Source organism: Neptunomonas japonica DSM 18939 (assembly GCF_000422765.1).
Taxonomy (GTDB): Bacteria; Pseudomonadota; Gammaproteobacteria; order Pseudomonadales; family Balneatricaceae; genus Neptunomonas; species Neptunomonas japonica.
In genome coordinates, this window is record NZ_AUGR01000023.1 from 1 (window position 1) to 19,781 (window position 19,781).

23 protein-coding genes and 1 rRNA gene are annotated in these 19,781 nt (G+C 42.9%); 22 read left to right on the plus strand and 2 right to left on the minus strand.

What is annotated here, in order from left to right; genetic code table 11:
- Positions 1-106: 106 nt before the first annotated feature.
- From rrf to G511_RS24955, 3 genes are all read left to right on the plus strand, one after another.
- Positions 107-222: ribosomal RNA gene (gene rrf, locus G511_RS0114570) — 5S ribosomal RNA — on the plus strand.
- Between the two features lie 224 nt (positions 223-446).
- Positions 447-701 carry an FAD assembly factor SdhE gene (locus G511_RS0114575; RefSeq protein ID WP_028470275.1) on the plus strand — a complete coding sequence of 85 codons (255 nt, stop codon included), beginning with the start codon at positions 447-449 and terminating at the stop codon, positions 699-701.
- 10 nt (positions 702-711) lie between these two features.
- Positions 712-1,125 carry a protein YgfX gene (locus G511_RS24955; RefSeq protein WP_156905229.1) on the plus strand — a complete coding sequence of 138 codons (414 nt, stop codon included), beginning with the start codon at positions 712-714 and terminating at the stop codon, positions 1,123-1,125.
- Here G511_RS24955 and nadB read toward each other — a convergent pair.
- Entirely contained in the window at positions 1,103-2,701 is a 1,599-nt protein-coding gene (gene nadB / locus G511_RS0114580) for an L-aspartate oxidase (RefSeq protein ID WP_028470276.1), read from the minus strand. The genes G511_RS24955 and nadB overlap by 23 nt on opposite strands.
- A 232-nt stretch (positions 2,702-2,933) precedes the next feature.
- On the opposite strand from nadB, the gene rpoE reads away from it, so the two are divergent.
- From rpoE to acpS, 12 genes are all read left to right on the plus strand, one after another.
- Positions 2,934-3,518, plus strand: coding sequence for an RNA polymerase sigma factor RpoE (gene rpoE / locus G511_RS0114590; RefSeq protein WP_028470277.1), 585 nt, complete (start codon positions 2,934-2,936; stop codon positions 3,516-3,518).
- A 46-nt stretch (positions 3,519-3,564) separates the two neighbouring features.
- Positions 3,565-4,422: a MucB/RseB C-terminal domain-containing protein gene (locus G511_RS0114595; RefSeq protein ID WP_028470278.1), complete on the plus strand. Its 858-nt coding sequence runs from the start codon at positions 3,565-3,567 to the stop codon at positions 4,420-4,422.
- 2 nt (positions 4,423-4,424) lie between these two features.
- Positions 4,425-4,886 carry a SoxR reducing system RseC family protein gene (locus G511_RS0114600; protein ID WP_028470279.1) on the plus strand — a complete coding sequence of 154 codons (462 nt, stop codon included), beginning with the start codon at positions 4,425-4,427 and terminating at the stop codon, positions 4,884-4,886.
- Positions 4,883-6,295: a DegQ family serine endoprotease gene (locus tag G511_RS0114605; RefSeq protein WP_028470280.1), complete on the plus strand. Its 1,413-nt coding sequence runs from the start codon at positions 4,883-4,885 to the stop codon at positions 6,293-6,295. The genes G511_RS0114600 and G511_RS0114605 overlap by 4 nt, the downstream gene beginning before the upstream one ends.
- Positions 6,296-6,459: 164 nt before the next feature.
- Positions 6,460-8,259 (plus strand): translation elongation factor 4, encoded by a 1,800-nt coding sequence (lepA, locus tag G511_RS0114610; protein WP_028470281.1) that lies wholly within the window; start codon positions 6,460-6,462, stop codon positions 8,257-8,259.
- A 9-nt stretch (positions 8,260-8,268) separates the two neighbouring features.
- Positions 8,269-9,081, plus strand: coding sequence for a signal peptidase I (lepB, locus tag G511_RS0114615; RefSeq protein ID WP_028470282.1), 813 nt, complete (start codon positions 8,269-8,271; stop codon positions 9,079-9,081).
- Positions 9,082-9,104: 23 nt separating this feature from the next.
- A complete protein-coding gene (locus G511_RS0114620; RefSeq protein ID WP_051222099.1) occupies positions 9,105-9,473 on the plus strand; it encodes a DUF4845 domain-containing protein in 369 nt (122 codons plus the stop codon).
- A complete protein-coding gene (rnc, locus tag G511_RS0114625; RefSeq protein ID WP_028470284.1) occupies positions 9,470-10,153 on the plus strand; it encodes a ribonuclease III in 684 nt (227 codons plus the stop codon). The genes G511_RS0114620 and rnc overlap by 4 nt, the downstream gene beginning before the upstream one ends.
- Positions 10,150-11,091, plus strand: a complete 942-nt coding sequence (gene era / locus G511_RS0114630; protein WP_028470285.1) for a GTPase Era — start codon at positions 10,150-10,152, stop codon at positions 11,089-11,091. The genes rnc and era overlap by 4 nt, the downstream gene beginning before the upstream one ends.
- On the plus strand, positions 11,091-11,783 hold the full coding sequence (gene recO, locus G511_RS0114635) for a DNA repair protein RecO (RefSeq protein WP_028470286.1): 693 nt from the start codon (positions 11,091-11,093) through the stop codon (positions 11,781-11,783). Before era ends, recO begins: the two co-directional genes overlap by 1 nt.
- A gap of 12 nt (positions 11,784-11,795) precedes the next feature.
- Positions 11,796-12,569: a pyridoxine 5'-phosphate synthase gene (gene pdxJ / locus G511_RS0114640; RefSeq protein ID WP_028470287.1), complete on the plus strand. Its 774-nt coding sequence runs from the start codon at positions 11,796-11,798 to the stop codon at positions 12,567-12,569.
- Positions 12,553-12,957 (plus strand): holo-ACP synthase, encoded by a 405-nt coding sequence (gene acpS / locus G511_RS0114645; RefSeq protein ID WP_342664799.1) that lies wholly within the window; start codon positions 12,553-12,555, stop codon positions 12,955-12,957. The genes pdxJ and acpS overlap by 17 nt, the downstream gene beginning before the upstream one ends.
- Before the next feature lie 7 nt (positions 12,958-12,964).
- On the opposite strand, the gene G511_RS0114650 is transcribed toward acpS, so the two are convergent.
- On the minus strand, positions 12,965-13,465 hold the full coding sequence (locus tag G511_RS0114650; RefSeq protein WP_028470289.1) for a MarR family winged helix-turn-helix transcriptional regulator: 501 nt from the start codon (positions 13,463-13,465) through the stop codon (positions 12,965-12,967).
- 133 nt (positions 13,466-13,598) lie between these two features.
- Between G511_RS0114650 and G511_RS0114655 the strand changes: the two genes are divergently transcribed.
- The 7 genes from G511_RS0114655 (at position 13,599) to cysM (ending at position 19,554) form a co-directional block, all read left to right on the plus strand.
- Positions 13,599-14,606 (plus strand): ABC transporter substrate-binding protein, encoded by a 1,008-nt coding sequence (locus G511_RS0114655; RefSeq protein WP_425411404.1) that lies wholly within the window; start codon positions 13,599-13,601, stop codon positions 14,604-14,606.
- Between the two features lie 66 nt (positions 14,607-14,672).
- The gene (locus tag G511_RS0114660) at positions 14,673-15,572 is read left to right on the plus strand and encodes an ABC transporter permease (RefSeq protein ID WP_028470291.1); all 900 of its coding nucleotides are present in this window, start codon (positions 14,673-14,675) and stop codon (positions 15,570-15,572) included.
- On the plus strand, positions 15,565-16,767 hold the full coding sequence (locus G511_RS0114665) for a quaternary amine ABC transporter ATP-binding protein (RefSeq protein WP_028470292.1): 1,203 nt from the start codon (positions 15,565-15,567) through the stop codon (positions 16,765-16,767). The genes G511_RS0114660 and G511_RS0114665 overlap by 8 nt, the downstream gene beginning before the upstream one ends.
- 60 nt (positions 16,768-16,827) lie before the next feature.
- Positions 16,828-17,328 (plus strand): TlpA disulfide reductase family protein, encoded by a 501-nt coding sequence (locus G511_RS0114670; RefSeq protein ID WP_051222101.1) that lies wholly within the window; start codon positions 16,828-16,830, stop codon positions 17,326-17,328.
- Between the two features lie 24 nt (positions 17,329-17,352).
- Positions 17,353-17,691: a 4a-hydroxytetrahydrobiopterin dehydratase gene (locus tag G511_RS0114675; protein ID WP_028470294.1), complete on the plus strand. Its 339-nt coding sequence runs from the start codon at positions 17,353-17,355 to the stop codon at positions 17,689-17,691.
- A gap of 53 nt (positions 17,692-17,744) precedes the next feature.
- A complete protein-coding gene (locus tag G511_RS0114680) occupies positions 17,745-18,488 on the plus strand; it encodes a spermidine synthase (protein ID WP_028470295.1) in 744 nt (247 codons plus the stop codon).
- A gap of 163 nt (positions 18,489-18,651) precedes the next feature.
- Complete coding sequence (gene cysM, locus G511_RS0114685; RefSeq protein ID WP_028470296.1) at positions 18,652-19,554, plus strand: cysteine synthase CysM; 903 nt, start codon at positions 18,652-18,654, stop codon at positions 19,552-19,554.
- Positions 19,555-19,781 lie beyond the last annotated feature (227 nt).

Below are 19,781 nucleotides of genomic sequence, written 5' to 3' on the forward strand. Positions count from 1 at the left end.
CAAAGGCGTGTGGGAAGCATGTAGTAACAGATAAGATTACAGACTAGCGCTTGTTAAACAGACAAAGACACAGAAATTCATCGAATCCATGTTGTGACAGTTTATGCTTGGCGACCATAGCGAAATGGAACCACCTGATCCCATCCCGAACTCAGAAGTGAAACGTTTTAGCGCCGATGGTAGTGTGGGGTCTCCCCATGTGAGAGTAGGTCATCGCCAAGCTTTTAATAGAGAACCCTGATCACTTCGTGATCAGGGTTTTTTTATGTCTACGAGTTGAGAATAGGGGGCGATGATGTTCTGTAGGCGGTTTAATTCTGGTCATTTTTCAGAATGGTTATGTGAATATGTAATGACAAAATTGTAGAAAATGACGAAACAGACTATTTAAGTATTTTATATTGGTGTTAAATAGCCACACCCTAAATAGATAGATTTGAGCCGTTATGTATTCTGAAGAAGATATTCGCCGTTTAGCCTGGCAAAGCCGTCGCGGTATGTTAGAACTTGATGTTTTATTTGTTCCGTTTGTCAAAGACGCATTTCGGAATTTATCTGAAGAAGATAAAGATCATTTTGTGAGGTTGTTAGCCTGCGAGGATCAAGATTTATTTTTGTGGTTGATGGAAAGAGAGGTTCCAAGTGACCCTGGTTTACATCGAATTGTACGTATTATTTTAGATCGTGTTCAGCCCTCTTAGTTTAGATATTATGCCGTCACGAAGCTTTAATTACTTTTGTGGCCTCTGTAGCGTAGTTGCATTGCTTGCCCTACTCTACTCCGGTGCCATCGGGATATTGCAGGTTTCTATGCTAGGGGTTTGGGCTGCTTTAACGTTATCTCTGCTATTTCCAAAGCGGTCTGTTCTACAAGTAGTGTGGGATTTAGATCGTTCTTCGATGAGCCTGTTGTGTAAAAGCAGGGGGTGGGTAGTGGGCGAGCGAATAGAAAAAATTCACCTGCTTCCAGGGCTATGTTTCTTTAAGGTAAAGCCTGTGTCTGGAAAGTCTATATTTGTATGTGTTTTTCCAGACTCAGTATCGAAGAATGAATACAGGCGTTTGAGGGTTGCGTTGCGTTTAGGAAAGATGCCTTTAGCTGTTACTGAGGCCATTCAAAGTTAATGGGCGTAAGTATGGTGTCTCGTGCTTCAGGCCCTTGATTCGGATAATCCAAAGTGTAATGTAAGCCGCGGCTTTCCTTGCGAAGTGCGGCAGAGCGTATAATTAAATCAGATACGGATGCTAGGTTGCGAAGCTCTAATAGGTCTTTACTGATTTTATAATTGGAATAGTATTCAGTGATTTCCTGCTGTAATAGGTCGACGCGGTGTTTAGCTCTTCGGAGTCTTTTATTCGTTCTGACTATTCCTACATAGTCCCACATGAATCGTCTGAGTTCGTCCCAGTTGTGTGAAATAATAACATCTTCATCTGAGTCGGTTACTTGTGACTCATCCCAGTCAGGTATATCCACGGCTTCAAGTTTTTCATCTAGCCTAGCTAGTATGTCAGTAGCTGCTGACTCAGCAAAAACTAAGCACTCAAGTAATGAGTTTGACGCTAATCTATTGGCCCCATGTAACCCAGTGAAAGATGTTTCCCCAATGGCGTAAAGTGCATTTAAGTCCGTGTGTCCTTGTTGATTAGTCATTACGCCTCCACAGGTATAGTGAGCGGCAGGTACTACAGGGATAGGGGCCTTGGATATATCAATGCCTAATTTTAAACAGCGCTCATAAATGGTGGGGAAATGCTCAAGAAGGAATGCTTGGGGCTTGTGGGATATATCAAGGTATAAGCAATCTGAGCCGAGGCGTTTCATTTCATGATCAATTGCTCTGGCTACGATGTCGCGCGGAGCTAGCTCTGCACGTTCGTCGAACTGCTCCATGAAGGGGGTTCCATCAGGTAATAAGAGTTTTCCTCCTTCCCCGCGAACAGCTTCGGTAATAAGAAAAGATTTTGCTTGGGGATGGTATAAGCAAGTCGGATGAAATTGGTTGAATTCCATATTGGCAACTCGGCAGCCTGAGCGCCAAGCCATAGCTATCCCATCCCCGCTAGAGCCATCAGAATTACTGGTATATAAATAAGCTTTTGATGCTCCTCCTGTCGCTAAAACAACATATTTTGCTTGGAATACATTGACATGCCCAGTGGACGAATCCAGAACGTAGGCTCCTAAACAGCGGTTGTGCGCATGCTTTAGTTTACGTCTAGTAATTAAATCTACGGCAGTGCAGTACTCAAATAGATGAATTGACTCGTGTTCCTGAGCTCGTTTGACTAGTGTTTCTTGAACCGCTCTTCCCGTTGCGTCAGCAGCATGAATGATTCGCCTGTGAGAGTGCCCACCTTCTTTTGTTAGGTGGTAACTTGGCCCATCTCTGGTGAAGGGGACGCCTTGGTTGACTAGCCACTCGATTGATCGCTTTCCGTTTTTGACAGTGAACTCAACAGCATCATTGTGGCTCAAGTGAGCCCCGGCCGTAAGAGTGTCGGATACATGGTCTTGGATAAGGTCACTCTCATCGAGAACTGCTGCTATACCACCTTGTGCTAACCATGTAGATCCGCTCGTTAAGTTACCTTTGCTAAGTACGGCTACTTTGGCTGTATCCGCTAAACGTAAAGCTAAAGATAAACCTGCAGCGCCACTTCCGATTATAAGGACATCAAATTCTTGTTGCATGCTGATCACATTCACACCGATTAATCGAGCAGCCTATTATGCCGCTTTCTTTATGAATTCGTCATATATTTTATCTGATGTTTTTTTTATGAACTTTTCATTATCTGCAAAGTCATATTGTTGAACGTTTAAAGTGTCATTAGGTTGCATTTAAACGATGTCCAGTTACATACTGAGCTGTTTTAGTGTCCGTAGTTTTCGGGTAGGATTTTGTTCTTATTGGTGATAAGGATTTGTAGTGTCGAGTGAAAGCCAGACGGATATTGACCAGCAGCTTGTGGAGAGAGTTCAGGCCGGAGATAAGCGCGCCTTTGATCTTTTGGTTGGTAAGTATCAACATAAAATAATTGGCTTAGTTAGTCGGTATGTTTACGACCATCATGAGGCTATGGATATAGCACAAGAAGCTTTTATTAAAGCTTATCGTGCGTTGCCGCGTTTCAGGGGTGACAGTGCTTTTTATACCTGGCTGTATAGGATTGCCATCAATACTGCAAAAAATCATTTGGTTTCAAGAAGCCGAAGAACGCCTGATGTAGACGTAGATGTCGCTGATGCCGAGTATTTTGATGGTGGTGATGAATTAAGGGAACTTGAGAACCCTGAAAACAGTCTATTTAGAGACGAGTTAGAGTCTGTTCTTAAAAAAGCGTTGGACCAACTGCCTCAAGATTTACGTGCAGCTTTAACATTGCGTGAGTTTGACGGTATGAGCTACGAAGATATTGCGACTGTTATGGATTGCCCTGTGGGTACCGTTCGGTCTCGTATCTTTAGAGCAAGAGAAGCAATTGATAAAGAGATAGCGCCGCTGATGGATTGATGTGTCGGGTGCTTATACATGGTGTTCAAATGATGAGGGTAATAAAATGAGCGATGAGTCTTGCGAGTCGCTTTCGGCGGCAATGGATGGCGAAGTATCGTCTTTTGAATTACGTCGAATGCTGGCCCGAATCCAAGATGGGCAAACTCCTACTAATGGGCCCTCTTTGGGTAAGTGGCAGCGTTACCATCTTGCACAGCAAATGATGCATGGTGAAAAACTCTCTAATGAAACTATAAGCGTTGATCTAGTTTCAAGAGTAGGTGCAGCTATAGAAGGTGAAAACCTTCAGCTAGATTTGGACGCCCCTGACGTTGAAGAACAGAGTACGCCTCATGCTTGGTGGAAGCCTGTCGCCAGTATGGCAATGGCAGCCTCAGTGACTGCGGTTGTTATTTTAGGTGGGCAGCAATTTATGCCAGATGGAGCCGTAGATACTTCACTGCGACAGGCCTATACCATTCCTAGTATACAAGCTTCAAAAGATTTTGTTAGGGCTCAATATAGTAGTAATTACCCTAGGCAACAAAGTGCGGCCGTTGGTGGTGGTGAACCAGAAGTTATAAGACTTTCGCAAGGACTTAACCGCTACATCGACCAACATCGTCATTTGCTGAGTTCAAGTCAGCCTGCATGGCAAACGAACTGGTTGCCAGAAGGTTTTTCACAAGTGCGCCATGAAGTTATGCCGCATGCAGAAGTGATGGTTTTTTCTGATGGAAAGCATTCAGTTTCAATAAGTGTTGAGCCGCTTGGGCGTCAAAGTGTGCCGGCAGGCGTTGTGCAAACAAATAACATCGTTGCTGTAGGGCGAGTCAAGGCTGAAGGTTTTATTACTGTTGTAGGAGATGTTCCACTGATGATAGCTGATCGTATTGCTGAGTCAGTGAAAGCTGTACGGTAATTATGATTGAAGAGAATGCAACGGTTGTAAGTATAACGGCAGGCCGAGTGTTAATAGAGTCTTTTCGAAGCTCGGCTTGCGGACAATGTCAGGCACGAAATAGCTGCGGTCAAAAAGCTATTTCAGAGTGGGCATCTTCTAAGATGACACAGTTAGAAATAGATAATCCTAATGGTCTTAATGTCGGTGCTGGCGATAAAGTTGTTGTCGGGATTGATGAAGGCAGCTTTTTAAAAGCATCAGCTTTAATGTATTTATTACCGTTGGTTACGATGCTGCTATTGGGAGGCTTGGCGAATCTTTGGATTGGCACCGAGATGTCGACCATCGTTTTTTCATTCGCAGGTCTTGTTGTTGGTTTTGTGGGAGCTCGGCTGTTGGGGCGGCAACTTGAAAAAAGTTGTCAGTATAAGCCCGTTTTGCTTCGAATATTGCTTAATGATACAAGGGTAGTAGAGTCATGAAACGTTTTGTTATCGCGTCTTTTTTTTTATTATCGTTCGTTATAACGCCAGTACAGGCTGAATTACCTGATTTTAAAAACTTGGTAAAGAAGGCCGCTCCAGCCGTCGTTAATATCAGCACTATACAAAAAAGGCAGCGACAAGGAGTGCCTGGCTTTGATTTTCAAGGGCCTAATGGCGAGGAGATTCCTGAAATATTTCGTCACTTCTTTCGCTTTCCAAACCCTAATCAAGCGCCTGATTCTCCCTCCCAAAAAGCACCGCAATCCCTAGGTTCTGGTTTTATTATCAGTACCGATGGATACATCTTGACGAACCATCATGTGATTAAAGGGGCTGATCAAGTTCTTGTAAGACTCAATGATCGTCGTGAATTAGAAGCCGAAGTTGTTGGTTCTGATGAGCGCTCTGATGTGGCTCTACTGAAGATTGACGCAAAAAACCTACCTGTTGCTAAGTTTGGGGACTCGTCAAAACTGGAAGCAGGGGAATGGGTGTTAGCTATAGGCTCTCCTTTTGGTTTTGACCACACAGTAACAGCCGGAATAGTAAGTGCGACAGGCCGGGCATTAGAAAATGAAACTTATGTACCGTTTATTCAAACCGATGTAGCTATTAACCCAGGCAATTCTGGAGGCCCTTTGTTTAATCTGGAAGGTGAGGTAGTTGGTATTAACTCACAGATATATACACGTTCTGGTGGGTTTATGGGGCTGTCTTTTGCTATTCCTATTGATGTTGCGATGAATGTTTCAACGCAGCTGAAATCAGATGGTTTTGTCACAAGAGGTTGGTTAGGGGTTGTGATTCAAGAAGTGAATAAAGATTTGGCTGAGTCTTTTGGATTAGATAAGCCCGCAGGGGCGCTAGTGGCTAAAGTGCTTCCCGGAAGTCCCGCCGAAGCTGCTGGTTTACAGGATGGCGATATTATTCTGAAATTTAACGGCAAAGTGATTAACTTATCTTCTGATCTGCCTCATCAAGTGGGAAGGGTTGTGCCAGGAAGTAACGTGAAACTAGGCATTATCAGGGCTGGTAAGAGTAAAACAATACCTGCAAAAATTGGCACTTTATCTGATGGCGAAGCACCGTTAAAAGCTTCTAACCGTATTTCTTCTGAGCCTGAAAGTAATCGTTTAAATGTGGTCGTTACTGAGCTAACCGAACAGCAAAAAAATAAATGGAATATTCGAAATGGTATTACCATAGATAAGGTTTTGAACGGAGCAGGCGCTAACGCGGGACTTGTTGCTGGTGATATTATTACAATTCTAAACGGTAAGCGTGTTAAATCTGTCAAACATTTCGTGTCATTGGTGAATGATTTGCCTGAGGGACGCTCTGTTCCCATGAGAATTGTTCGTAGGGGGAGTCCTTTGTTTATACCTCTCAAGCTGGGTAAGCACTGAGGAAAAATAAATTCACTAGAAAACACCCCGGATGGGGTGTTTTTGTATCCAGTGTGATTGCACTATTCGGGCTGTTAAGATAGCCGAAACTCCATAAATACGTTAAACTTGCGCCTTTTTTGCAAGTTTCGCTAATCGTTTCAAGCGCCTGAGAATTATATATCGTGAGTAACACTGAGCACATTCGCAATTTTTCTATTATTGCCCATATTGATCATGGTAAATCCACCTTAGCTGACCGCTTCATCCAAACATGCGGTGGTTTATCATCACGAGAGATGGCTGCGCAAGTTCTTGACTCAATGGAGCTGGAAAAAGAGCGCGGCATTACTATCAAAGCGCAAAGTGTAACCTTAGATTATACGGCTAAAGATGGTATCACTTATCAATTGAATTTCATTGACACGCCAGGGCACGTCGATTTCTCGTATGAAGTGTCGCGTTCACTAGCGGCTTGTGAAGGTGCTCTTCTAGTTGTAGATGCAGCTCAAGGGGTTGAAGCTCAGTCCGTTGCAAATTGCTACACCGCATTAGAGCAAGGTCTAGAAGTGTTGCCTATCTTGAACAAGATGGATCTGCCTCAGGCTGAACCGGAACGTGTTCGTCATGAGATTGAAGAAGTTATTGGTATTGATGCCACCGATGCTATTGCGTGCTCTGCTAAAAGTGGCATGGGTATTGATGATGTACTTGAAGCATTAGTACAAACTATTCCAGCCCCTGAAGGCGATCCTGATGCGCCTCTTCAGGCTCTCATTATTGACTCATGGTTTGATAATTACTTAGGTGTTGTCTCGTTGGTGCGTGTGAAAAATGGAACCTTGCGGAAAAAAGATAAAATCCTGCTTAAATCCACAGGGCAAACTCAGCAAGTTGACTCTGTTGGTATTTTTACACCTAAACGTAAAGAAACAGGTGTGCTCAAAGCGGGTGAAGTTGGTTATGTTGTAGCGGGAATTAAAGATATTCATGGTGCTCCAGTTGGTGACACAATCACTCATGTAAAAACACCTGATGTATCTGTGTTGCCTGGATTTAAGAAAGTACAACCACAGGTATATGCTGGGCTTTTTCCAACAAGCTCGGATGATTATGAAGATTTCAGAGATGCGCTTGATAAGTTAACTTTGAACGATGCTTCTCTATTTTTTGAACCGGAAACATCAGATGCATTAGGTTTTGGTTTTAGGTGTGGTTTTCTTGGAATGCTTCATATGGAGATTATTCAAGAGCGCCTGGAGCGTGAATACGACCTAGATTTAATTACGACTGCTCCGACTGTTATCTATGAAATAGTGCTGAATACTGGCGATGTTATACACATTGATAGTCCGTCTAAGTTACCAGACCCTGCACGTGTTCAAGAAATGCGTGAACCCATTGTTCTAGCTAATATTCTGGTGCCTAGCACCTATCTTGGTCAGGTGATTGGCCTGTGTGTAGAGAAACGTGGTGTTCAAAAAAACCTACAATTTATTGGTCAACAAGTTCAAGTAACTTATGAGCTTCCGATGGCTGAAGTGGTTTTGGACTTCTTTGATCGCTTGAAGTCAGTGAGTCGTGGATATGCTTCTCTTGAATACAACTTCATTCGCTTTGAGCCCGCCGGCTTGGTGCGTATGGATGTACTAATCAATAGTGAAAAAGTTGATGCTTTGGCGTTGATACTACATAAAGACAATGCACAGTACCGAGGCCGTATATTATGCGAAAAAATGAAAGAGCTTATACCTCGGCAAATGTTTGATGTGGCTATTCAAGCTGCACTAGGTGGGAAGATCATAGCTCGAACTTCTGTTAAAGCACTACGTAAGAACGTTATCGCAAAATGCTATGGCGGTGATGTGAGTCGTAAGAAGAAGCTTCTGCAGAAACAGAAAGAAGGTAAAAAGCGCATGAAGCGGGTTGGTAGTGTGGATATTCCACAGGAAGCATTCCTCGCTGTATTGAAAATGGATAGTTAAGGAAGAACCATGAATTTTGATTTTGCGCTAATTTTGGTGTTGGCCACTTTTGTGACAGGCGTTTTATGGCTGTTAGATACATTACTGTTTGCCGGAGGTAGGAAGTCTACTTTGTTAGCTGCAGAGCAAGCGGCTGGCGAAGAATTGCCTGAAGATGTGAAAGAAACCGTGACTAGGATGTCATGGTGGGCTGATTTTTCTAAATCAATGTTTCCTGTACTTGCTGTTGTTTTGGTGGTTAGGTCATTTTTGGTAGAACCATTTCAAATCCCTTCAGGCTCAATGCTACCAACGCTGCAAATTGGTGATTTTATTCTTGTGAATAAATACCACTATGGTTTGCGTTTGCCAGTAGTAAACGCAAAAGTTGTTCCTATCAATGATCCTGTTCGTGGTGATGTTGTTGTTTTTAAATATCCGAATGATCCTGCCGTTAATTACATTAAGCGCGTTGTTGGTTTGCCAGGTGACATTATTCGCTACAAAGATAAGGTCATTTATGTAAATGGTGAGCCTCAAGTGCAAGATCTATTGGCTCAATTACCACCTAGGGCACCTGAAATCCTACTTTATAATGAAAAATTGGGCGATGTTGCTCATGAAATCTATACTGATATCAAAGCACCGAACAGAAGTGGTGAATGGACGGTTCCTAAAGGCCAATATTTTGTGATGGGAGATAACCGAGATAACAGCAATGACAGCCGTTATTGGGGCTTTGTCCCAGATGAGTTATTGGTAGGTAAAGCCTTCGCTGTTTGGATGCATTGGCCTACTTTCTTCAGTGTTCCTGATGTTACGGCAATGCGTGCTATCCGTTAATATCCGATGAAATGGTGGACATAATGTGTAAACAAGAAAAAGGTGCGTCGTTTTTTGGTATGTTAATAGTACTGATGATGGCGGGTAGTTTGTTGGCAACAGCATTCAAAATCTACCAACCTTATCTGGACCATATGACAATTAAGTCTGTGGTTGAAAATATTACACAGGACTATGATGTGTTGCGTAAGCCGATAGCGACCATTAAAAGCGATGTTAATAAACGCTTGTATATCAATCAAGTCAGTTTGCCAACGCAAGAAGCATTAACCATTGTTAATGATAAAGGCGTCTTAACCTTTAATTTACAGTATGAGACTAGGCTACCAATGTTCTTTAATGTTGATGCCGTTGTTAAATTCTCTGAATCTTATGAAGCAGTAATACCTTGATTAAGCCAATACCAGACCTTACACGCCGACTCGGTTACACATTTAACGATATAGCTTATTGTGAGTTAGCGTTAACACATAGAAGCTGTGGAAAAAAGAACAATGAACGCCTTGAATTTCTTGGCGACTCGATTGTGAATTTTGTCATAGCAGACGATCTTTTTCAGCGCTTTCCCAATGCACGTGAAGGGCAGTTAAGCCGTTTGCGCGCCAGTATGGTAAAGGGTGAAACACTTGCTGAAATTGCTCGTGAGCTTAAGCTTGGCGATTATTTGCGCCTTGGCCCTGGTGAGTTGAAAAGCGGTGGCTTTCGTCGTGATTCTATTTTAGCTGATGGCGTAGAAGCTTTGATTGGCGCTATTTACTTAGATAGCGACCTTGAAATTGTTCGGGGGTTTATTTTAGGCTGGTTCGAAGAGCGCTTAAATAAACTTGATATTGATGAAGCGCTTAAGGATTCAAAAACACGCTTGCAGGAATATCTGCAGTCTCGGCGTTTGCCCTTGCCTGATTACCAATTGACCAGTGTTGATGGTGAAGCTCATGCGCAAACTTTTTATATTCTTTGTAATATAGAGCCGCTGGAAAATCCAACTGAAGGTGTGGGGAATAGTCGCCGACAAGCAGAGCAAGAAGCTGCTAAGTCAGCACTTCTTCAACTAGAAGAGGTGACAAAATGAGTGAAGATATGCAAAGCTGGATTCAGCCTGAAAATGATAGTGCTGATGAGCAACGCTGTGGTTTTGTTGCGATTGTTGGTCGCCCTAATATGGGGAAATCAACACTGATGAACTTTATGCTAGGTCAAAAGCTTAGTATTACCTCGAAAAAACCTCAGACAACCCGTCATCAAATACTCGGTATCAAGACTATTGATGATCTGCAGATTATGTTTGTTGACACACCGGGTCTACACAAAGAGCAGAATAAAGCGCTCAATCGCTATATGAATAAGACGGCGTCAGAAGCGTTGCGTGGTGTTGATTTAGTGTTGTTTCTCGTTGATAGAACGGCTTGGACTGAAGAAGATCAGATCGTACTTGATAAGGTTAAGCATGCAAAATGCCCTGTTGTCTTAGTCGTTAACAAAGTAGATCAACTTGCTGATAAATCTTCTTTGCTACCTCAGTTGGGTGCTTTATCTGAAAAAATGAGCTTTGCTGATATCATCCCTATATCGGCAAAAAGCGGTACGAATGTAGATAAGCTTGAAAAAATTATCTGCAGCTATATGCCTGAAGGTACGCATCACTACCCTGAAGACCAGTTAACTAATCGTAGTTCTCGTTTTATGGTCGCTGAGATTGTTCGTGAAAAACTGATGCGTAATGTAGGTGATGAAGTACCTTATGGTGCTACTGTTGAAATAGAACAATTTGAGCATGACGGTTCTTTATTAACGATTAGCGCGCTTGTTTTGGTTGAGAGAGATGGCCAGAAGAAGATCATCATAGGTGATAAGGGTGATCGAATGAAAACGATCGGCCGAGATGCTCGTCTTGATATTGAAAGCTTGTTCGACTGTAAAGTTATGTTGAAACTCTGGGTGAAAGTTCGTCGTGGTTGGGCGGATGATGAGCGCGCGTTACGTAGTCTTGGGTATGACCATGGCGAATAATGAATCACAAGGTTGATGCACAAGCGGCCTATGTACTTCATTCTCGCCCCTACCTTGAAACGAGTGCTTTAGTAGATCTTTTTACGTTGGAGCAGGGGCGAATTAGTGCTGTTGTAAAAGGAGCACGCCGCCCAGGCTCTAAATTACGCGGTGTTTTGCAACCTTTTGTCCCTCTTCAAATTGCTTTGCGTGGGCGACAGGAGCTTAAAACACTGACACAAGCAGAACCTGTCGGTATGAATGGGATACTTCAGGGTAGTGCTTTGATGTGCGGCATGTATGTCAATGAAATGATGCAGCGTCTATTATTGCCTTTCGATTCCCATCCCCGTCTTTATGTTTATTACCAGTATGTTCTAAATGAGTTAGTTTCAGGTCAAGATATTGAAGGTGCTTTACGTACTTTTGAACATCGTTTATTAGCAGAAACAGGTTATGGGTTATCTATGGCTGCTGTTTTTTCTGACCAGATTTACTTGTTTGATGTGACTACATGGCAGTTTAAAGTAGTTAAAAAAATAGCTGAAGGCGATCGTAACCGCTGTTTTCATGGAAAAGATCTTCTGGCTATTGATGAGGATTGTTATGATGAGCCTGAAGTTCGGCAATCAGCTAAACGCTTGATGCGTTTAGCTATAGATCATTTACTCGCGGGTCGGCCTTTACATAGCCGAACACTCTTTAAGAAATAATGAGGATAAATTGTGGTTGAGCCAAGCCGTTTGCTTTTAGGTATAAATATTGATCATGTGGCGACCCTTCGACAAGCAAGAGGGACACGTTACCCCGATACCGTATTGGCTGCAGCCTTAGCAGAAGAAGCCGGTGCAGATGGTATTACCGTTCATTTGCGCGAAGATAGACGCCACATTCAGGATCGTGATATCTACATGCTCAAAGATACGCTGCAAACGCGTATGAATTTTGAAATGGCTGTGACGGAAGAGATGATTGCTATCGCATCTGAAGTAAAGCCATCGCACTGCTGCTTAGTGCCAGAAAAACGTGAAGAGCTAACGACTGAAGGTGGTTTGGATGTTGTAGGGCAGTTAGAAAAAATCAAATCAGCGACACAGCGCTTAGCGGCTAATCAAATTGAAGTTTCACTTTTTATTGATCCTGACAATGCTCAGATTGATGCGACGATAGCTTGTGGCGCTCCTGTGATTGAACTACATACGGGTGCTTATGCTGATGCTGATAACCCACAAATTCAGAGATTGGAGCTTGAGCGTATTCAAAAAGCAGCCGCTTATGCTTACGAGAAGGGCTTAATTGTAAATGCAGGTCATGGTTTGCATTATCATAATGTTGAGCAGATTGCTGAGATCCCTCAGCTTAATGAGCTCAATATAGGGCATGGGATTATAGCTCGAGCTGTTTTCGTCGGTTTAAAAGAAGCCGTATCTGAAATGCGTAAGTTAATGCAAAGCACGCAAGCGCGTGTGCAGCATCAGCGAGATGCCTTACTTAAATGATATTAGTAAAATGATTCGCGGTATAGGTACCGATATCTTGCAACTTGAGCGAGCCCGAAATGCGCTTAAGCGTACGCCGGGCTTGGCTAAGCGGGTATTAACGCCAGTCGAATTAGACTCTTATAAGAAGTCAGGTGTTGGTGAGCGCTTTTTTGCAAAGCGTTTTGCAGCAAAAGAGGCCATAGTAAAGGCTTTAGGTACCGGTATAGGGCGTGGTGTTAGTTGGCAGCATATTGAAATTACTAACAATGAACTAGGTAAGCCTGAAGTTACGCTGTCAGCGGGAGCTCAAGAGCATGCAAAGCGCCAAGGTATTGCGACTATGCATATTTCCTATAGTGATGAGCAAGATTACGTAGTCGCTTTTGCAGTAGCCGAGTCCGCTTAAAGCTACCTTACTTTTCTTCTGGAATAGAATCTTTTGCCGGAGCTGCTATATCAAGTAGGGGCGCAGCATCGATAGATTCTGCATCCATCATTGTTGCTACCTGTTGCAAGGAAGAGAGAATTTTAATCTTTCCTTGATCATCCAAGCTTTCAAAGCGATTTATAAACTCTTCGTGCAGAAGAGGCGGAGCTGATGTCAGTGTTGCTTTGCCTGATTCTGTTAGCCGGGCGTTTACAATTCGTCTATCTTTTATGCTTCTTACACGTTCAACGAACTTGCGGTCTTCAAGACGATTAAGAATCGTTGTAACTGTCGCTTGGCTTAGCGAAACATCATCAGAAATTCTTTTAACAGTAACGTCGCCTAGTGTAGCAATAGCGCGCAATACCATGACCTGAGGAATAGTTAATCCGCAGGTTTTCATGATGCGTTTAGACTGCATGTCAGTGGCGCGAATAATCCTGCGAAGCGATACGAGGACTTCTTGCCAGTACGGGGTGGTGTTCATAGTTAATTCCAAGAACTCAGAGGTTGCATTATATAAAAATGCTAGGTTATGACAAGAATAATAATTTGAGATGTAATCATTAGAGGTGTAAAGTATATTGTCTTAGAGGTCAAATTCAGGAAATAATAAATATATGAAATCAATGAAGCCGATGTTAATGGCAGTGCCGCTGTTGCTTGCGAGTGCTTTTGCGCAAGCTGATACAAATTGTGGAAAAGTCACTATTGCAGACATGAACTGGAGCTCTGCCAGTTTGATCGCCAATATTGACCGTTTTATTCTTGAAAATGGATATGGCTGTGAAGCTGAGCTTGTTCCTGGCGATACGATGCCAACAGGTACAGCCATGATCGAAAAAGGTGAACCAGATATCGCTCCTGAAATGTGGAGCAATGCAATGAAAGATGCTTTAGATAAAGGTGTCGCTGAGAAACGTTTACGTTTCGCTGGTAATTCTTTATCTGATGGTGGCGAAGAGGGTTTTTGGGTTCCACAGTATATGGTGGATAAAGACCCGAGCTTAGCGACGATTGAAGGCGTTCTTAAAAATGCCGCGATGTTTAAGCATCCGGAAGATCCCGAGCAATCAGCTTTTTATGGCTGCCCAGCAGGGTGGAATTGTCAGATTTCTTCAGGGAATATATTTACCGCTCTAAAACTTAAAGATGCAGGGTTTGATCTGATTGATCCAGGTTCGGGTGCTGGTTTATCAGGTTCGATCGCTAAGGCGTACGCACGACAGGAACCATGGTTTGGATACTACTGGGCGCCTACCGCCGTGCTTGGTAAGTACAAAATGGTTAAAGTTGACTTTGGATCAGGTGTTGATAAAGAAGAGTTTATTAACTGTTCATCAAATATTGATTGTCTTGAGCCAAAAGTAACCATGTATCCACCTTCGCTAGTACAAACTGTAACGACAGAGGATTTTGCAGCTAAGTCTCCTGCCGCTTATGATTACTTATCTAAGCGTTCATTTAAGAACGACAAAATGAACGAGCTACTTGCTTGGATGGAAGACAACCAAGCTGATGGTGATGTGGCGATGGAGTATTACCTAACCAATAACAAAAGTGATTGGACGAAATGGGTTTCTGCAGATGTAGCTGTAAAAGTACAAAAAGCACTAGATAACCTGTAATACTGAAAATTCAGGCCAGCTTTTGCTGGCCTTTTTCCTTCCTGCTTGAAACCCCGAGGTGCCCACATGGCTGAGTCGTCATGGTTAACAAAATTCCCCCAGATGGACCGTGTAGACCTTCTTGAAATTCGCAAAGGGCTCGATTCAGCTTATCGTGAATTCTCAAGAGAATACGGAGAGGTTATAGAGTCTGTTTTTGATCCTTTACTGACCTTTCTTGTTTGGTTTGAAAAATTATTGCTGACGACACCTTGGTTTATTGTCATTGTTGCAGTGGCTGCGTTGGTTTATCTAGTCAGCCGTTCATGGAAGCTATCTTTAGGCGTAGTTGTTTCATTCTTGGCTATTGGTTATTTCGGGATGTGGGATAACACCATGAGGACCTTGAGTATCATCACGGTCTGTACCCTAATGGCGATTGGTTTAGGGATCCCTATTGGGATTGTAATGGCGCGTTCAGATAAAGCGCGTAGCGTTATTACGCCTTTGCTCGATATCATGCAGACGATGCCAGCTTTCGTATACTTGATACCTGTGGTTATGCTGCTGGGAATCGGAAAAATACCGGGTGTTATAGCGGTTATTATTTATGCAATTCCTCCCGTAATTCGTTTAACTAACCTTGGAATACGTTTAGTCGACTCTGAGGTAATGGAAGCTGCTACCGCGTATGGTGCAAACCCAACTCAACGACTATTTGGTGTTCAGCTACCCTTAGCTATGCCTACGATTATGGCGGGTATTAATCAGACAATTATGATGGCGCTTTCTATGGTTGTTATTGCGTCAATGATTGGTGTCAAAGGATTAGGACAGCCTGTATTGAAGTCGATTACCAATCAATATTTCACGTTAGGTTTGTTTAATGGTCTGGCAATTGTTGCACTTGCTATTATTTTTGACCGTGTTTCACAAGCTTATGCAAAACGAACCCAACGACATATGCAAGGTATAGAAAATGCCTGAACCACTAATTACGATTGAAGGCCTTTATAAAGTTTTTGGTAGTAAGCCAGAATCAGTTATGCCGATGGTGCACGAAGGGCGTTCGAAAGACGATATTCTTGCTGAAACAGGGCATACACTAGGATTAAAGGATATTAATTTAACGATTAATAAAGGTGAAATTTTTGTCATTATGGGCCTGTCTGGCTCAGGGAAGTCGACATTAATTCGTCACTTTAATCGCTTAATAGACCCTACCGAAGGTGTTATTAAGGTTGAAGACACTGATGTCATGAAGCTACCGCCCAAAGAGTTGGAGCACTTCAGAAGGCATAAGATGTCAATGGTCTTTCAACGCTTTGGCTTGATGCCTCACCGTACAGTGCTCGAAAATGTTGGCTATGGTTTATCTATTCAAGGGCAGGGTAAGGCTGTTTGGTCTGCTAAAGCTAAAGAATGGCTAGAAACAGTTGGTTTGGCGGGTTATGAAGCACAATACCCTGCGCAGCTCTCTGGTGGTCAACAGCAGCGTGTCGGACTAGCAAGGGCCTTGTGTACAGATGCTGAAATACTGTTAATGGATGAGGCGTTTTCTGCTTTAGATCCTCTCATTCGTAGTGAGATGCAGGATCAGTTGATTGAGCTGCAGGATACACTGCACAAAACTATTATCTTTATTACGCATGACCTTGATGAGGCTTTACGTATTGGTGACCGTATTGCCATCTTAAAAGATGGCGAAATGGTACAGCAAGGAACGCCAGATGATATTCTGCTTAACCCTGCCAATGATTATGTAGAAGCTTTTGTTAAAGATGTAAACCGTGCAAGAGCGTTAACGGTTGAAACCGTGATGAAACCACCATCTCGACGTATTACAGCAGACACAATTGAAGAAGCGCTTATACAGATGAAAGCGATCAAAGGTGACTATGGCTACTACGTCAATGACGATGGTTACCAAGGTGTTGTTACTCAAGACGCACTTGAGGCGTGTTGTGATGATACCTCTACTTCTCAAGAGATGGACGATACCGTCTGGGAAGACCTGCCGAGTATTTCACCTGATGCAATGCTAGAGAGTGTTATTCCAGAAACATTGGATGCCGATTATTCACTGCCAGTAGTTGATGAGGATGGAAACCTTAAAGGTGAGTTGTCTAAAAGTAATTTGGCTGAAGTCTTGGGCGGCGCAGACAAAAAAGCTGAAGAATGAGTCTAAAAGGTCAGGCGTAAAATTATCAAGAAAATACGTCGCTGGAGTATAGAGGTACCGGTGGCTATCGCCATTTTCTTTGCTATCTCCCTTTGGCAAGAGAGAGATCTTTTAGCGACACAAGAAGCGGCTCCAATGTTTGAGTTGTTGCCGCTTCATCTATCGTTTATAGATGATGTTAATACATCGTCTCTTGCATCGTCATCGGTAGCTGCTCTTCCCGCGCGCCCAATTTATTTACAGGAGCAGCGTTCCTTAATCTATTTTTTTGCACCTTGGTGTTCTATTTGTAAATTCAGTATGAGCAACCTTGCTCACCTTGAAGGAAAGATGCCAGTTGTTGCTATTGCTTTGGACTATAGTGATGAACAGGAAGTTTTAGATTTTATTACCGGGCTGGATATCGATGTTTCCGTGCTATTAGGGGGTGTTGCGGTTGCCCAAGCTTATAAAATCAAGGCTTTTCCTACTTACTATATTATTAACGCTGAGGGTAAAATAGAGAAGTCGAGCATGGGCTATAGCACTGAGCTTGGTTTGCAAATCAGAGCTAGCTTATAGCTTTTTCCTCTAAGGGTGCATGGTATGAATAAACTAAGTAGTTTACATTGTGAGGCTTGTCGTTCTGGTGCTCCTTTGGTTACGCAAGAAGAGCTGCAAGAGTTTATGCTGCAAATCCCTGAGTGGTGTTTAGAAATACGTAACAACATTCTTCAGTTGGAACGAAGTTTTGCATTTAGCAACTTTGTTGATGCGATGGCGTTTTCACAAAAAATAGCTGAACTTGCAGAAGCAGAATCACACCATCCTGCTATTTTAACTGAGTGGGGGAAAGTTACGGTGACATGGTGGACGCATAAAATTAATGGCTTACACCGCAATGATCTGATTTGTGCAGCAAAAACAGATTTGCTCGTTTCTTGAAATAACACCCCCCAGCATTTTTCTTATCGTTTTAACTTATTTAAGGATGTTTCATGTCGATTCCCGGAAAAGAGATTTATCGTGGCTACGATGAATTTGGTGTTATACGGGTCTTAGATGATGGCAATAAGCGTTACCTTTCTTTTGGCGATGTTGATGAGCAAAGCTGCTGGCTAAAAAGTGAACCCAATATCCCGCAGCACGAATATGTACGTGCGATGCTGTTAGTTTTATTATTCTGTGAGCCCAAGCGATGTATAAGTCTTGGGTTAGGTGCAGGGAGTTTGAATAGCTGCCTACATTTTAATTTCCCCTCGTTAAAGCAAGAGGTAGTTGAGCTGCGTGCAGGCGTCATAGATGCTGCTTATAAGTATTTCCAATTACCACGGAGTAAAAGGCTGCTTTTGCATCAGATGGATGCACAAGACTTTTTGCAATGCGTTGAGAGTAAAAAAGCAGATATCATTTTTAGTGATATTTATGGCGCTGATGGTTTGGATGAACAGCAGCTGCGGCCTGATTTTATACATGAGTGCTACTATCGATTAAAACCCGGTGGCTGGTTGGTGTTAAATTGCTGGCGTGATCATCAAGGTGAAGCCACTATCGATACGTTACGTGAACTGTTTCCTGATATACGCAGTTGTGCAACTCAAAGTGGTAATTGGTTGATTTTCGCGGGTACGAGTTTTGATACTCAGTCGGTAAAGCAGCTCAAAATACAGGCGCGTGAGTTGAGTCAGCAGTTGGGCTTTTCGCTCTCTCGTTCACTCAATAAACTAGAAGTGCATACTTAATCTCTTTATTGGGCTTTAAGCAGTCTGTTTCCTTGTGTATCTGCTTCCCTCTAATTATTTGACTCCTGTTTTAGCCGGCTTTATTATTCCTTAGTAGAATGTTAAGTAATAATTCCTTGGATTTTTAGTCCATTTTGTTTTAAGACGCGGGCAGGTAAATTAAATGAGCACAGAATTTCCCACAATAGCTGACTATGTAGGAAAAACCCCGTTGGTCCGTTTGCAGCGCCTTGGCGGTAATTCTCGTGGTAATGTGATTCTTTGTAAGTTGGAAGGTAATAATCCAGCAGGCTCGGTTAAAGACCGCCCCGCGTTAAGTATGATTGAATTAGCAGAGCAGCGCGGCGATATTAAGCCGGGTGATACACTGATTGAAGCTACATCGGGTAATACCGGCATTGCTTTGGCTATGGCCGCAGCGATTAAAGGCTATAAAATGGTGCTGATCATGCCAGATAATATGAGCATGGAGCGCAAGACGGCAATGACAGCATACGGTGCTGAGCTTATATCAGTAACAAAAGAGCAAGGTATGGAGTTTGCTCGAGATCTTGCTCTGGATATGCAGATAAATGGACAAGGTACTGTGTTAGACCAGTTTGCAAATCAGGATAACCCAGTAGCGCATTACACCGGTACAGGACCGGAGCTGTGGGAGCAAACTCAAGGAAGGATTACTCACTTTGTAAGCTCCATGGGTACCACTGGCACAATTATGGGTACCTCACGTTTTTTAAAAGAGAAAAACCCTTTAGTTAATATTGTTGGTTTGCAGCCTGAAGATGGCTCCCAAATCCCAGGTATCCGCCGCTGGCCTAAAGAGTATTTACCTAGTATTTATGATGAAACACGCGTTGATAAAGTATTGGATATTTCCCAACAAGATGCCGAAGTCACTATGCGGGATTTAGCGACTCAAGAAGGTATTTTTTGCGGGGTTTCATCTGGTGGCGCGGTCGCTGGCGCAATACAGCTCAGCGAGCAGGTCGAAAACTCGGTCATTGTTTGTATAATTTGCGATCGTGGTGATAGGTACTTGTCAACCGGGGTGTTTGACCCCATATAACCTATAATGAAAGAGCCGCAACAGCGGCTCTTTTCATTATCGTGTATAGAGCAAGCTGAAAAAGCATGGAACTTGCTCATTATTTTATGTCTTATGAATAGAATATTCGACTCTTCACAGCGACAGAAAACCCGTGTGCTACCGAGTTTTGTTTTTCTGTACAGTTGAATAAAAAAAGAACCGCAATCAAAGCGGCAGAGTCGTGACTAGAGGAGTGGCAATTAGCC

Bases quoted from the DNA above. Each gene is read 5' to 3' on its own strand.
- G511_RS0114575 (WP_028470275.1), top strand. From the start codon at position 447: ATGTATTCTGAAGAAGATATTCGCCGTTTAGCCTGGCAAAGCCGTCGC.
- G511_RS24955 (WP_156905229.1), top strand. From the start codon at position 712: ATGCCGTCACGAAGCTTTAATTACTTTTGTGGCCTCTGTAGCGTAGTT.
- G511_RS0114595 (WP_028470278.1), top strand. From the start codon at position 3,565: ATGAGCGATGAGTCTTGCGAGTCGCTTTCGGCGGCAATGGATGGCGAA.
- G511_RS0114600 (WP_028470279.1), top strand. From the start codon at position 4,425: ATGATTGAAGAGAATGCAACGGTTGTAAGTATAACGGCAGGCCGAGTG.
- G511_RS0114605 (WP_028470280.1), top strand. From the start codon at position 4,883: ATGAAACGTTTTGTTATCGCGTCTTTTTTTTTATTATCGTTCGTTATA.
- lepB (WP_028470282.1), top strand. From the start codon at position 8,269: ATGAATTTTGATTTTGCGCTAATTTTGGTGTTGGCCACTTTTGTGACA.
- G511_RS0114620 (WP_051222099.1), top strand. From the start codon at position 9,105: ATGTGTAAACAAGAAAAAGGTGCGTCGTTTTTTGGTATGTTAATAGTA.
- era (WP_028470285.1), top strand. From the start codon at position 10,150: ATGAGTGAAGATATGCAAAGCTGGATTCAGCCTGAAAATGATAGTGCT.
- recO (WP_028470286.1), top strand. From the start codon at position 11,091: ATGAATCACAAGGTTGATGCACAAGCGGCCTATGTACTTCATTCTCGC.
- acpS (WP_342664799.1), top strand. From the start codon at position 12,553: ATGCCTTACTTAAATGATATTAGTAAAATGATTCGCGGTATAGGTACC.
- G511_RS0114650 (WP_028470289.1), bottom strand. From the start codon at position 13,465: ATGAACACCACCCCGTACTGGCAAGAAGTCCTCGTATCGCTTCGCAGG.
- G511_RS0114655 (WP_425411404.1), top strand. From the start codon at position 13,599: ATGAAATCAATGAAGCCGATGTTAATGGCAGTGCCGCTGTTGCTTGCG.
- G511_RS0114660 (WP_028470291.1), top strand. From the start codon at position 14,673: ATGGCTGAGTCGTCATGGTTAACAAAATTCCCCCAGATGGACCGTGTA.
- G511_RS0114665 (WP_028470292.1), top strand. From the start codon at position 15,565: ATGCCTGAACCACTAATTACGATTGAAGGCCTTTATAAAGTTTTTGGT.
- G511_RS0114675 (WP_028470294.1), top strand. From the start codon at position 17,353: ATGAATAAACTAAGTAGTTTACATTGTGAGGCTTGTCGTTCTGGTGCT.
- G511_RS0114680 (WP_028470295.1), top strand. From the start codon at position 17,745: ATGTCGATTCCCGGAAAAGAGATTTATCGTGGCTACGATGAATTTGGT.
- cysM (WP_028470296.1), top strand. From the start codon at position 18,652: ATGAGCACAGAATTTCCCACAATAGCTGACTATGTAGGAAAAACCCCG.